12 protein-coding genes are annotated in these 13,292 nt (G+C 40.7%); 4 read left to right on the forward strand and 8 right to left on the reverse strand.

Annotation, left to right across the window (positions count from 1 at the left end; genetic code table 11):
- The first annotated feature begins 1 nt into the window (after position 1).
- Positions 2 to 742 carry a sulfite exporter TauE/SafE family protein gene (locus QWZ08_RS08415; protein WP_290336926.1) on the forward strand — a complete coding sequence of 247 codons (741 nt, stop codon included), beginning with the start codon at positions 2 to 4 and terminating at the stop codon, positions 740 to 742.
- A gap of 40 nt (positions 743 to 782) precedes the next feature.
- Positions 783 to 1,163 (forward strand): hypothetical protein, encoded by a 381-nt coding sequence (locus QWZ08_RS08420; RefSeq protein ID WP_290336928.1) that lies wholly within the window; start codon positions 783 to 785, stop codon positions 1,161 to 1,163.
- 3 nt (positions 1,164 to 1,166) lie between these two features.
- Here the strand turns inward: QWZ08_RS08420 and QWZ08_RS08425 are convergent, their stop codons facing one another.
- The 5 genes from QWZ08_RS08425 to msrB all read right to left on the reverse strand — a co-directional run bounded on the left by QWZ08_RS08425 (position 1,167) and on the right by msrB (position 5,758).
- Positions 1,167 to 2,219 (reverse strand): response regulator, encoded by a 1,053-nt coding sequence (locus QWZ08_RS08425; RefSeq protein ID WP_290336930.1) that lies wholly within the window; start codon positions 2,217 to 2,219, stop codon positions 1,167 to 1,169.
- Positions 2,220 to 2,255: 36 nt separating this feature from the next.
- Entirely contained in the window at positions 2,256 to 3,524 is a 1,269-nt protein-coding gene (locus QWZ08_RS08430; RefSeq protein ID WP_290336932.1) for a PAS domain-containing sensor histidine kinase, read from the reverse strand.
- A 69-nt stretch (positions 3,525 to 3,593) separates the two neighbouring features.
- A complete protein-coding gene (locus QWZ08_RS08435) occupies positions 3,594 to 4,352 on the reverse strand; it encodes a molybdopterin-dependent oxidoreductase (RefSeq protein ID WP_290336933.1) in 759 nt (252 codons plus the stop codon).
- 19 nt (positions 4,353 to 4,371) lie between these two features.
- Complete coding sequence (locus QWZ08_RS08440; RefSeq protein ID WP_290336935.1) at positions 4,372 to 5,079, reverse strand: cytochrome b/b6 domain-containing protein; 708 nt, start codon at positions 5,077 to 5,079, stop codon at positions 4,372 to 4,374.
- Between the two features lie 199 nt (positions 5,080 to 5,278).
- Positions 5,279 to 5,758 carry a peptide-methionine (R)-S-oxide reductase MsrB gene (gene msrB / locus QWZ08_RS08445; RefSeq protein WP_290336937.1) on the reverse strand — a complete coding sequence of 160 codons (480 nt, stop codon included), beginning with the start codon at positions 5,756 to 5,758 and terminating at the stop codon, positions 5,279 to 5,281.
- A gap of 128 nt (positions 5,759 to 5,886) precedes the next feature.
- Between msrB and QWZ08_RS08450 the strand changes: the two genes are divergently transcribed.
- The gene (locus QWZ08_RS08450) at positions 5,887 to 6,051 is read left to right on the forward strand and encodes a DUF6728 family protein (protein WP_290336939.1); all 165 of its coding nucleotides are present in this window, start codon (positions 5,887 to 5,889) and stop codon (positions 6,049 to 6,051) included.
- On the opposite strand, the gene lpxB is transcribed toward QWZ08_RS08450, so the two are convergent.
- The 3 genes from lpxB to QWZ08_RS08465 form a co-directional block, all read right to left on the reverse strand.
- The gene (gene lpxB, locus QWZ08_RS08455; protein ID WP_290336941.1) at positions 6,037 to 7,173 is read right to left on the reverse strand and encodes a lipid-A-disaccharide synthase; all 1,137 of its coding nucleotides are present in this window, start codon (positions 7,171 to 7,173) and stop codon (positions 6,037 to 6,039) included. The genes QWZ08_RS08450 and lpxB overlap by 15 nt on opposite strands.
- 211 nt (positions 7,174 to 7,384) lie before the next feature.
- Entirely contained in the window at positions 7,385 to 9,577 is a 2,193-nt protein-coding gene (locus QWZ08_RS08460) for a glutamine synthetase III family protein (RefSeq protein ID WP_290336943.1), read from the reverse strand.
- Between the two features lie 111 nt (positions 9,578 to 9,688).
- Positions 9,689 to 10,837: a hypothetical protein gene (locus tag QWZ08_RS08465; RefSeq protein WP_290336944.1), complete on the reverse strand. Its 1,149-nt coding sequence runs from the start codon at positions 10,835 to 10,837 to the stop codon at positions 9,689 to 9,691.
- Between the two features lie 215 nt (positions 10,838 to 11,052).
- Here QWZ08_RS08465 and purL point away from each other — a divergent pair, with 215 nt between their 5' ends.
- Entirely contained in the window at positions 11,053 to 13,290 is a 2,238-nt protein-coding gene (purL, locus tag QWZ08_RS08470; protein ID WP_290336945.1) for a phosphoribosylformylglycinamidine synthase subunit PurL, read from the forward strand.
- The last annotated feature ends 2 nt before the right edge of the window (positions 13,291 to 13,292 follow it).

Raw genomic sequence — 13,292 nt, forward strand, 5'->3', positions numbered from 1 at the left:
AATGGCAACAGTATTTTTTGCAGCACTTACACTGGGGATGATAGGAAGCTTTCATTGCATTGGTATGTGCGGCCCGCTGGCATTTTCATTGCCATTGAAAAACAACAGCGATTTTGCAAAATTTACCGGATCGCTACTGTATAACGGCGGAAGAATACTTACCTACAGTGGCTTAGGTATGTTGTTTGGTTTAGCAGGCAAAAGTTTTTCCCTGTTTGGTTTTCAACAATGGTTATCAGTTATTGTGGGCATTACCATTTTGTTTTTTCTTGTAGCGCCTAAAAAATGGCTGACTGCAAAAAGTACCGAGACCCTTTTTGCAAAATACAATTATAAAATACGCTTTGCATTGGGCCAACTCTTTTTCAAAAAAAATTACGCTTCCCTTTTTGCTATTGGTGTACTGAATGGTTTATTGCCCTGTGGCTTAATTTATATGGCCATCGCCGGAGCCATCGCTTATGCATCACCTTTTGAAAGTGCGTTTTTTATGGCTTCGTTCGGTTTGGGCACTTTACCCGTAATGTGGAGTGTGAGTTTTTTTGGCAATTATATTGGCATTGAAGTTCGCAAAAAAATACGGAGTGCTTACCCGGTATTAATGGCAATGATGGCATGTCTGTTGATTTTGCGGGGCATGGGACTGGGGATTCCGTATGTCAGCCCCTCAGCAAATGATAAAGATCACCAGGTAGAAATGTGTTACCCGGCAAAAGTGGGCACAACTGCCACTATTAAATGAATAAGTAGTGTTACATGTAATAAATTATAAAAAAGATATAATGACGGGGTCTAAGAAAACAGAGCAATTTTTACATGAAAATATAACGTGGAAACGCTTGCTCGATTTTTTTATCCAGGAAAACAGCTTCTTAAAAACCAGGTTGAGCGAAGTAGTTGACAAGGAGACAGATAAATCCCTGATAGCAGAAGCGGAACATTTTCAAACCGAATTTATCTTAAAAGACGAATACATACACGATATTGAACACGATATAAAAGACCAGGAAAAAAGTCTGAAGAATTTGCTTACCCAAAAAACCGCTCCGGATTATAAAACCTGCAAAAAGCAGGACAAGTTGCGCAACGAAATGGCTTACCTGGAAAAAGAATTTTCACACCTGAAGACGCAGTTCAATAAATACCTGCTTTCGCTGGTATAGCATTTAGTTCAATAGGGCTGCGAGCCGCTTTTCATCAAGGATGATTATGGCTCCTTCTTTAATATCAATTAATTTTTCGCTTTTAAAATCGCTGAGTGTACGTATAATGGACTCTGTGGCAGTTCCCGCTATATGAGCAAGATCTTCCCTTGAAATGTACATAGAAAAATGCCCCTGGTCGTCTTTTGTGTATTTCTTCTGCAACAGAACCAGTGCTTCGGCCACCCGCTTTCGCAATGAATTATAGGCAATGCCCACCAGCTGTTCCTCACGGTCGGTAACACTCTGGGCAAGCATTTGAATAAACTGGCGGGCTACTTCTTTATTTGCCCTTAATAACTTCTCAAAATCCTGGCGGTCTATTATAGACAGTGTTGCATCTTCTATTACCTCAGCGGCTTCCTTATAAATACCCCCTTCTAAAATAGCCGTGTACCCTACATAATCACCTTCTCCGAAAAGCCCTACCGTTAGCTCTTTCCCATCATCATTGGTTTTAAAAGTTTTTACCTTTCCTTTTTGGATGTAAAACAATTTCACAGGGTGGTTCCCTTCATCATAAATCAATCTCTTCTTTTTGTAAAAATTAATAGCGCTGTTGGTAACCAGTTCTTCCAGTGCTTTAAGATTTCCTGCTTCCTCCACTGCCGGCTGGACGGAAGCAGGATCAAATTTTTTATGCAGCAGGGCTGCTTTTTTAAGGCGGCTTTCAATAGCTGTCAACAATTCTATATCGCTAAAAGGTTTTGTAATATAATCATCAGCCCCCATTTCCATCCCCTTTCTAAAATCTCCCCGCTCGGATTTTGCGGTTAAAAAAATAAAAGGAATATTTTTTAAACTTTCATTTTTGCGTAACAAATGCAATACGCCATAGCCATCCAATACCGGCATCATGATATCACAGATAATCAGGTCTGGAATATTTCCCAACGCCATTTCAACGCCCTGTTTGCCATTAGCCGCAGTATCTACCTTATAATTTGCCAGCTCAAGAATCTCGGCTGTATTTTCTCTTATCTCGTCATTGTCTTCTATCAGTAGTACTCGGCGCATAGTAAGTTTAAGATTTAGTCAATGCAAGATAAAGAGTTATGTCAAATTTGCAGCATTCACGTCAAAAGAAATACAAAAGGAAGTGCCTTTTTCCAACTCACTTTTACATTCAATATTTCCGTTCATCAGTTCAACATACTTTTCAACAATATGCAGTCCCAAACCGGTTCCCTGGATATTGGTTGCATTGGTTCCCCGGAAAAAACGTTCAAATAAATGAATTTTATCTTCCTGCGAAATACCAATACCACTATCCGTAACTTCCAGGAACAACTGCTTTTCAGTCAGTTCACTATTTACCCTTATAAAGCCTTTTTCAGGGGTGAATTTTATTGCATTGGATAGCAAATTGATCAGCACATTTCGCAACAGGGAAGGGTCCAGTACCAAGGTTTCGCTACCCTGGTGCTGGTAAATAATTTGTTGACCTGTTTTTACAATACCCCGCATTTCGCTGCATATAGAACCGATGAGATCTTTGATATTAAACTGAGAATAATGCGCAGCCAGTTTACCGTCTTCAATTTTACCTATGGAGAGGAAATCGTTTAAGATATCAGTCAGGTTGCTTACCGCCGATTTGATACGGTTGATGTGTTTGTCCCGTTTATCCTGCTCGTCTTCTTTTACATATTTTGACACCAGCGATGCTGATGAAAGAATGGTGCTTAGCGGCGTACGAAACTCATGCGATGCCATGGACACAAACCTGCTTTTAAGATCGCCCAGTTCTTTTTCCTTACTAAGCGACTTCATTAATTCTTCTTTCGAAACTTCCAGCTCATTCAGCGTTTCCTGCAACTGGCTTGTGCGCAATACTACCTGCTGTTCCAGGTCATTGTTAAATTCCTCTATCTTCTTATTGATCAATGCCAGCTGCTCTTTTTGGTGAATGGTGGCATTTTCTATTTCCTTTCTTTTGGTAATATCACTTATAAATGCAATTACAAAAGACTCTCCGCCGGCCTCGTAATTATTTAAACTCACTTCCACCGGAAACTCTGAGCCGTCTTTTCTTGCTGCAAATAAATCCATCCCGATTCCCATCGGCCTCCTTTCCGGCTGGGCTATGTATTCATTTCTGTCGTTCACATGCGTAGCGTGAAAACGCTTTGGAATAAGAATTTCCATTGTTTTACCTATCACCTCCGAAGAGTTGCTGTAACCGAATTGTGAAAGCAGGAATGAATTGGCAAGGATAATTTCGCCCCGCTGGTTTACCACCAATATGCCTAACGAGGCATACTCAAACAGCGCTTCAAACTTAATTTTTTCTACTGCTAACTTTAGGTCATCAACGGCCATTGGAACTGATTATTTGTGCAAAATTAACCTATCCTTTTCTCACAGGGTTAGAAAATAAAAATGCAATGATCATAATCCCGAATAATAATCATATCCCTTTTCATACCAGTAATCTTTCGGTCTGCTGTTACTGAAAAAGATTGTGCCGATCCTTTTTAAATGTTTGATACCGTACTTTACAGGAATAATCAGGCGCAGGGGGTAACCCTGGTTCATTGGCAAAGGTTTGCCGTTCATTTCGTAACAAAGTATAGTTTGCGGATGTAAAATACTTTTTGTATCGATGCCTACATAATACTTTTTATCCGGGGTATTAAGACCTACATACTGCATATCACTTTGGCCTGAAAGATTGTACTTCTTTACAAAATCACTGAATTTAACACCGCCCCAATGCGTTACCTGGCTCCAGCCTTCAATACATTTAAAATCAAAGATGATATCCGTTTTAGGCATTGCCTTTATTTCGTCCAGCGTAATAAATAATGTGTCACCAGGGGATTTTACCACCTGCAGTTTCCATGCGGCGGCATCAAAGTCATCACCCAAACCGTCATCGCCATTCACCCTTACTTTTGGTGCAGCGTAATAAATCGGGTAAGTTTTGCTGATGTTACCGGGGCTGTAAATAAAATTGCTGAACAACTTTTCATTACCATTCAGCACTGCACGCAAAGGCCGGGGTACGCTGTTATCTTCCGGCTGATGATTCAGCCAGCGCCAACCCGCAATCGTGGCAGCTATCAGTAAAAAGAAAACCGCGAAAGCACCAATGGTTCTGTTGCGCACATATTTGGCAGAAACTATTTTTTCACTTTTGTTTGTCATAACATTAAACGGTTTGTGTTTATACTGATGGCGGCTCTTCTGTTGATTTTTCTTCCGTTGCCTGCATCTTGGGTAAGTCACCAATCACATCAAAGCCTGTCACCATGGACCTGAAATTGTTCCAGCCTGCCAGCAATACCTGCACAATGTGCACCACAAAAAACAGCGTAAATAAAATAGTGAGGGTAAAATGTTCTATGCGTGCCCACTCGTACCCACCCAGCATAGCGCAGAGCCTTTTAAATTGAACGGGTTTATAAATCGCCAGCCCGGTAATCAGTGAGCCCAGGCCCATAATAATAACTGAGGTATAGGCCACCCGTTGTGCGGCATTGTATTTTTTTTGTGACGGCAACCCTTTGCGGATATGTAAATCATGAAGCACTACCTGCCAGCTTTCTTTCAGTGATTTTTTATTGGGGAAGATTAGCTTCCACTCGCCGGAAAAAAACAGGTAACAAACATACAGCAAACCATTGATGGCAAAAAGCCACATAAATACAAAATGAAAACTCATCCCCTCGGCCAGCCGAAAAGGAATATTAAGCGCCTTGTTAAATGAGTCAGGAAAAAATTTAAGTACAGTTGTGTTACCCCATCCGACACGATATACGTCGTTCGCCCAATAAATTAATAAGCCGCTCCAGATCATAACAGCCAGCACAGGAAAATTAATCCAGTGGAACCAGCGAATGGCCAGCGGATGCTTTTGTACAATTCTTTTCATCTTAAACAATGTAAGGTAATTCAGCGATTTTTTTATTTACCTTTCACACGTTGAGACATTTTATTTTTATTGATAGCTCATAAACCCTGAAAGTTTATTCACCTCCGGAAACATTTTAGCGAGCATGGAGTTGAGACTTCGTGTAATCTTACAGCTTTGTAAGCAATGTTGGAAAACCTCACCTTCAATATGGTCTGAGTTATTTTTTTGTAAAATTTAATGCAACAGAATTGATACAGTAACGCAAACCTGTGGGTTTGGGGCCATCGTTAAATACATGCCCTAAATGTGCACCACACCTGCTGCAGGTAACTTTTGTACGATCCATTCCGTAAGTATTATCCGACTCATCCAAAATGCTGGCTTTGCTGACCGGCTGGTAAAAGCTGGGCCAGCCGGTACCGCTTTCAAACTTGGTATCACTGCTGAAAAGTTCCTGCCCGCAGCAGATACAACTATAAGTTCCTTTGTCATGATTGTCCCAGTATTTACCGGTAAAAGCCTGTTCTGTTCCCTCTTTGCGGGTAACGGCATAGGCAGTCGAACTCAACTGCTTTTTCCACTCTTCATCTGTTTTTGTAACGGCAAATTTTTTACCTGCGGATGTATTGTTGGTTTTTGTCTGGGCATTGCAGGCGCTGAATAAAAATGCGATGGCAACAATAAATATGTTCTTCATAATAAAATGGTTATAAATTTAATAAAAGATACGAAAGAAGCTGCTTTAGGGTTGACGGTAAAACAAACGTTTAACATTTTTAACAAAATAAAGTTTCAAATGTTATCTTGATAACTAAATTTACAAGTATGGGAGTGTGGAACCAGGTTGCGCAATATTTATACCTGAAGAAAAAAGATCCGGATGCGCCGAAAAATTTTGCAGTAAAGTTTATGCACGGTATTAACCGGATATCTATCCTGCTGTTTTTGCTGGCTATGATTATATTGGCATTTAAATTATTGCGGCATTAGGTAAGTGTAAATACTTTTTGCCGCATTGGCGGAAGCATTACCACCCTTACTGAGTAAGGATTTTAGCGAGGTATAGTCTTTCTGCAGCTGCTGTTTTTTCGCCATGTCTGATAAAATCTTTTTTAATTCTGTTGTTATATTCGTTACGGTAAGTTCGTCCTGGATCAGTTCCCTGACCACTTCTTTATTCATGATAAGATTTACCAGGCAGATGTATTTTATTTTGATCAGCCACTTTGCTATTTGAAAAGAAACGGCGCTGCCTTTATAGCAAACTACTTCCGGTACTTCAAATAAGGCTGTTTCTAAAGTGGCGGTTCCACTGGTAACCAACGCTGCTTTTGCAACGCTAAGCAATTCATATGTTTTATTTACTACTGATGACACATTTTTATAAGGGGCCAGCAAATCATGATAAAAGCCTTCTTCCAGGCCGGGCGCTTTAGCCACCACAAAATGATAATCGGGAAAGTCTGCCGCAACCTGCAGCATGATGGGTAGCTTTTTTAAAATCTCCTGCTTACGGCTGCCTGGTAAAAGCGCAATAATATTAACACCTTTATTTGGAAAGGAAGCGGCCTTATAAACACTGGCTTCGCCAGCATGTTGTACCTTAAACTCATCTATCACTTGTACAAGGGGATGGCCAACATACTCTACTTCATAATTCCATTTTTTATAAAATTCTTTTTCAAATGGCAATATGACAAGCATTTTATCTACCGATTTTTTTATGCCTTTAACCCTGCTCTCCTTCCATGCCCATACCTGCGGAGAAATATAATAGATAACGTGGATGCCCTGTTTTTTGGCCCATTCAGCAATGCGCAAATTAAATCCCGGATAGTCAATCAATATCAGCGCATCCGGCTTAAAGGCAAGAATATCTTTTTTACAAAAATCCAAATTCTTAAAAATGGTAGGCAGGTTTTTAATAACTTCTGCAAAGCCCATAAAAGCCAGGTCCCTGTAATGCTTTACCAGCCTGGCTCCTGCGGCTTCCATCTTATTGCCACCCCAGCAGCGAATACTGGCTTTGCTATCCAGCAGCAGTAATTCTTTTATAAGATTACTGCCATGCAGATCGCCGCTTGCTTCGCCCGCTATAATGTAGTATTGCATAGTTGTGAAATTCTGTTGCAAATTAACCTATAGCATTTACAAAAAAACTGATTCCTTAATTAAGCAACAATATTTTATACACGTTATTTTATGGAGATAAACCGTTTCTTCGAAATAAAAAAACCCGGTCACAAATGTGATCCGGGTCATTTACGATTGCTTGCCAGCTATTTTATAAATCTTACCCCTAAGGGATGAAGATTCAGGTTGTTTATCTTAAGAACAACATTTCCCTGTACTTAGGCAATGTCCAGTAAGCATCATCAACCAGCAATTCCAGTTTATCTACATGATAACGGATTTCGTCAAAATGCCTTCCTTTGATATCATCGCAGTAAGCAATGGCTTTATCCCTGGTATCTGTAATTTTATTGGCTTTTTTTCTTGCTTCTATCATATCTCTTACGCTAGTGCTCATCGCGTTAATATGATTGCTGATTTCTTCCAGGATACTTAGCTGGTTGGAGTAAGAAGCAGGAGGTAAACCAGCAGCCTTTAAGCCGTTAATATTTTCAATCAATATATTCTGGTATTTTACCGACGATGGCAAAATTACTGAAGTAGCCAACTCACCCATTGTTCTTGCTTCAATCTGTACTTTTTTAATGTACGCTTCCAGCATGATTTCGTGACGTGCTTCCAGTTCAGCATGCGTGTATATTTCGTTGCTTGCAAACAGGTTTTTCGATAAATCTGTAAGGTAGGCATCCAGCGCAAGCGGAGTAGTTTTTACATTTGGTAAACCTCTCCTTTCAGCTTCAGCAGCCCATTCGTCGCTGTAACCGTCGCCTTCAAACAATACAGTTTTACTTTCAACAATGTATTTTTGAATTACCTGCATGATGGCGATTTCTTTCTTATCCCCTTTTTCGATATGTGCATCAACGTCTTTTTTAAACTGCTTCAATGTTTCAGCAACAATTGAATTTAAAACAGTCATGGCGTTGGCACAGTTGGCCGCAGAACCTACCGCACGAAACTCAAACTTATTACCGGTAAAGGCAAAAGGAGAAGTACGGTTTCTGTCGGTGTTATCCAGCATCAGTTCGGGAATCGTTTTATGAATATCCAGTTTCAGCATAGCCTCATCCTGTTCATCAAACTTACCACCAACACGGGTTTCAACCTGGTTCAATACTTCAGTTAAGTATTTACCAATGAATATAGAAATGATTGCTGGTGGTGCCTCGTTGGCGCCCAAACGATGGTCGTTACCTGCACTTGCAATTGATGCTCTTAATAATGCAGCATAGTCATGTACCGCTTTGATGGTGTTAACGAAGAACGTTAAAAACATCAGGTTGGTTTTTGGAGTTTTACCAGGTGCTAATAAGTTTACACCGGTATCAGTCGCAATGCTCCAGTTATTGTGTTTACCACTACCGTTGATACCGGCAAATGGCTTTTCATGCAACAATACAATCAGGCCATGACGTTTAGCTACCCTTGTCATCACATCCATCAATAACGTGTTGTGATCAACCGCCAGGTTAGCTTCTTCAAAAATAGGCGCACACTCAAATTGTGAAGGGGCAACCTCATTGTGCCGTGTACGTAATGGAATTCCTAATTTGTAAGACTCCTGTTCGTAATCTCTCATGAAGGCGTAAATCCTTTCAGGAATAGCACCGAAATAATGATCCTCCAGCTGCTGTCCTTTTGCAGGTGCATGGCCGAAAACAGTACGACCTGTCATTACAATGTCAGGGCGGGCATTTACCATGCCTGCGTCAATTACAAAATATTCCTGTTCCCATCCTAATGTAGCGGTTACCTTAGTTACGTTTTTATCAAAATACTGACAAACATCAACAGCAGCTTTATCCAAGGCTACCAAAGCTTTAATCAACGGGGTTTTAGCATCCAGTGATTCGCCTGTATAACTAACGAAAATTGTAGGAATGCACAATGTTTTACCATTGCCGATCTCCATAATGAATGGTGGTGAAGATGGATCCCATGCAGTATAACCACGGGCTTCAAAAGTGGCCCTTAAACCGCCGGATGGAAAAGAAGAAGCATCGGGTTCCTGCTGAATTAATGCAGCACCTTCAAATTCTTCGATCGGTGTACCGTCTCCTTTTAATGTAAAGAAAGAGTCATGTTTTTCTGCGGAAAGATCTGTTAGCGGCTGAAACCAGTGTGTGTAATGTGTAACACCTTTGCTTTCTGCCCAGGCTCTTAAACCGTTCGCAATCTGGCTCCCCATATTACGATCAATTTTTTTACCGCTTTTTATAGAAGCCAGTAAACTTTTGTATGCTTCATCGCTCAAAAACTGGCGGGCAGTTTTATGAGTAAATACATTTTCACCGAAAATCCCGGTAATTTTTGTAGATGCTTTTACAGTAACATCCTGGCCCGTTGCCAAATTGTCAATTGCTTTAAAACGAAGTGATTGCATTATTTTTTAGATTTAGAACCTGCAAAATAGGCTTTAAATTCGAAATACGTGAACCAAATCTCAGAAACTTTAGATTTTTTATCAAAAAAATGCAAAAAACAAAATATGCAATTATTTAAATATTTGAAATGAACTTTTGATTTTAACCCAGTCTACGGCGCAGATAAGAGGGGTTAATATAAAAGGAAGGAAAGTGGACCGGTAGCGGACAATGGCGCCAATTACCGGGATGGTGTATCCAATAATAAGCAATACTGAAAACCCGAAAAAATATCCAAAAAAGATAAAAGGATCTTTATCAATTGTTTTATTTCTATAAAAAATAAATAACAGTACTAGTAACTGATAGCAAAAAAGCTCTATCGCCAAAGGAATTAACGAACCGGATAAATGAATGTCCGAAAAAGCTGGCCTCAGCAATACGTGATTCAATGCCTGCGGACTATTTAGGAGGAATCCCCTGAAGTTGGGCGGAAGTGAATCTACTTTAATATAAGTAGCCGCTGCGGGAAGATGATTAAAAGCCCATTGCTTATTGGTTACTTTTTCAGGCAAATTTAAAGCTGGTGCCAGCAAGCCTGCACTAAAAAAGAGGATGGCGCCTGCTATATAAATAATAATAAAGGTTTTCAGCGCAGGGTATTTTTTAACCACGCAAACAATCCAGGCAAAAGCGGCCGGTAAAAAAGCCAGCGAAACATAATTGCGCTGCAAAAACATCAGGATAAGGGCCAAAAAAATGTACAATACCCTCTTCAAAGTAAACCCTGATATATGTATCGCCTGGTAAATATTGAAAACAGCTATACCAATCGTAGCCAGTATGATACCATCCTTGTGAATAGTGCTGCTAAAAAATAATAGGGAGGGTAGTAAAAAACAGGTAACTACCAATAGATATTGTCTGCCGGGATAAACAGTGTTAAAAACGCGGTGCAATCCTATTGCACCAAAAAAGATAGCAGCGTTATAAAAAATTACATTTACATAATAATAACCAAAGGTAAAAATATCGCAGATAGATAAAAATTTAATGATGAGGTTACTGGTCAAATCATTCCAGTAAGAATTTGTTGAGCTAAACATGCCAGCATACCCCGTACTGTAGCCCGATTGAAACATGTTGGTAAAATACTCGCCGGGATGTGTAAAAAGCAGGTGATATTCCAGCAGGCCCTCTTTATGAAATATAGCCGTATCAGCTTCGCTGCTAATACGCAACAGTATCCAGGCATGCACACAACCCGTTACTACTTTCAAAATAAATAAACTGATTATAATTTTTGCAGACAGCCCGGAATTAAGAATGAAACGGCTTTTGGTTAACAGCCATGAAAAAAGCAGCAGATAAATCAAAAATAAAACATAGCTCAACCGTTCATTTTTTTAATGTGGGAAGTTAGTTAAAATAATAAATATTCATTGTAAGCTGAAAAAGAAATACTGGTTGTACTTTCGCACTTTCTACAACAATTATGGAAATAACAGTTTCAACCGCCAACGAACTTCGCCTTACGGCAGAAGAATTTGAACTGATCAAGCAAAAGATCGGTCGCACTCCAAACTTTAATGAGCTGTGTTGCTTCAGCGCCATGTGGAGCGAGCATTGCAGTTATAAAAACTCCATCAAGTGGTTAAAAACACTGCCACGTGACGGTGAAAAAATGCTGGTAAAAGCAGGTGAAGAAAATGCAGGCCTGATGGATATCGGCGACGGCTACGGCGTGGTATTTAAAATTGAAAGTCATAATCACCCCAGTGCCATTGAACCCTTCCAGGGTGCAGCAACAGGTGTGGGCGGTATTCACCGCGATATTTTTACCATGGGTGCAAGGCCCATCGCTTCTTTAAATTCCTTGCGGTTCGGCAATTTGGCAGAAGCTAAAACGCAACATTTACTGGCTGGTGTTGTACATGGTATTGGTCATTACGGCAACTGCTTTGGCGTACCAACAGTAGGTGGCGAAATATATTTTGAAGATTGTTATCATACCAACCCGCTGGTGAATGCCATGAGTGTGGGTATACTAAAAAATGGTACCACTATTTCTGCTACGGCAGAAGGAAAAGGCAATCCAGTTTTTTTTGTAGGAAGTGCCACTGGTAAAGATGGTATTGGCGGAGCATCTTTTGCATCTGCTAATATTACGGCCGACAGTGCTGAAGATTTGCCGGCTGTTCAGGTAGGTGATCCTTTCCAGGAAAAGAAGTTACTGGAAGCATGTTTGGCAGTGATAAAAACCGGCGCTATTGTAGGCATGCAGGATATGGGTGCAGCAGGTATTATTTGCTCTACCGCTGAAATGAGTGCAAAAGGAAACTCCGGCATGCGGATAGATCTGGACAAAGTGCCGATGCGCCAGCAGAACATGAAAACCTGGGAACTGCTGTTGAGTGAAAGCCAGGAGCGTATGCTGATGGTGGTACAAAAAGGCAAGGAAGCAGCCGTGCTGGAAGTATTTGAAAAGTGGGATTTACCCTGCAGCGAAATAGGTGAAGTTACCGATGACGGTCTGCTGAAATTTTATATGAACGGTGTACTGGAAGCTGAACTACCAGCACAGGAACTGGTTTTGGGAGGCGGTGCACCACAATATGAAAGAGAATATAAAGAACCGGAATACCTGCAAAAAGTAAATGCTTTCGATGCTGGCTCCATCGCTGTTCCTGCCGACTTGAAAGCCATTGCAGAACAACTGATTCAAATACCGAATATAGCCAGCAAGCGCTGGGTTTATACACAATATGATAGTATGGTAGGCGCCGGTACGGCAAGTACCAATGCACCAAGTGACGCTGCGATTGTTGTGGCAAAACCAACCAACAAAGCATTAGCGCTTACAACAGATTGCAACAGCCGTTACACATTCGCAGATCCTTACAAAGGAGCTATGATAGCCGTAGCAGAAGCCGCCCGCAATATCGTTTGCAGTGGTGGTGAACCGCTGGGTGTTACTAATTGCTTAAACTTTGGCAACCCCTATAACCCCGAAGTATACTACCAGTTTGTGAATGCTATCAAGGGCATGGGAGCTGCCTGTATAAAATTCAATACGCCGGTAACCGGTGGCAACGTAAGTTTTTACAACCAGGCGCCGGAAGGCGCTGTGTACCCTACCCCTACAATTGGTATGGTGGGCGTGTTAGACAGTGCTGATGATAAAATGACGATGAATTTTAAAACTGCTGGTGATGTTATTTATATGATCGGGATTAGCAGGAATGATATCAATTCTTCAGAATACCTGCATAAAATTCATGGAGTAGAATTTAGCCCGGCACCACATTTTGAACTGGACGAAGAATTCGCTTTACAACAAGGTATACAGCAACTTATCAAGGAAAAATTGGTCTTGTCTGCACATGATGTCAGCGAAGGCGGCTTGTTTGTAACGCTTACTGAAAGCGGATTTCACAATGATCTGGGATATAGCATTGCCACAAAAGAAGGCATTCGTAAAGACGCTTATCTTTTTGGTGAAGCGCAAAGCCGCGTTGTAGTTTCTATTGCTGCAGACAAATCAGCTGCAGTTGAATCTTTATTGACAGGCGCAGCAATTGGTTTTGAAAAGATAGGAACAGTAACAGCCGGAGACATAATAGTTGACGGAGAAAATTGGGGCAGTATCGCCAGCTGGAAACATAAATATGATAACGCTATCGGTAGCTTGCTGGCGGGCCATGAAAGTGAACAGGCTTTAACTGCCTTATAAAA

The sequence above is a fragment of the Ferruginibacter paludis genome (assembly GCF_030409685.1).
GTDB lineage: Bacteria > Bacteroidota > Bacteroidia > Chitinophagales > Chitinophagaceae > Ferruginibacter > Ferruginibacter paludis.